Below are 444 nucleotides of genomic sequence, written 5' to 3' on the forward strand. Positions count from 1 at the left end.
GGGCGGGCGGACAAGCCGGGCCGCGCCCTGTTGCAGACCTGGACGCCCGAACACCCGGTGCTGATGGCCCTGGCCGCGGGCGACCGCGACGCCTTCGTCGAGGCCGAGATGGGCGAGCGCGAGGCGGCGTCCCTGCCGCCGCACGGGCGTCTGGCGGCGATCATCCTGTCCAGCGAGAACGCCATCGCGGTCGAGAAGGTGGCCCGCGACCTGGCCGAGGCCATCCCCAACGCCGAGCGGCTGGAGGTCTATGGCCCCGCCGACGCGCCCCTGGCCCTGGTGCGCGGGCGGCGGCGCAAGCGACTGCTGGTCCGGGCCGACCGCGACGTCAACCTGCAGGCCTTCCTGCGCGCCTGGCTGGCGCGGGTGAAGGTGCCGGCCTCGGTGCGGCTGACGGTGGATGTGGACCCCTATAGCTTCCTGTAAAGTCCATCCCTTCTCCCA

Annotated in this window: 1 pseudogene; it reads left to right on the forward strand. The window is 73.4% G+C overall.

Annotated elements, in window-relative coordinates:
- Positions 1-426 (forward strand): annotated as a pseudogene (locus HX774_RS06200) (primosomal protein N'); the annotation flags it as partial.
- Between the last annotated feature and the right edge of the window lie 18 nt (positions 427-444).

The sequence above is a fragment of the Brevundimonas sp. P7753 genome (assembly GCF_013386595.1).
In the GTDB taxonomy this organism is placed as follows: Bacteria; Pseudomonadota; Alphaproteobacteria; order Caulobacterales; family Caulobacteraceae; genus Brevundimonas; species Brevundimonas bullata.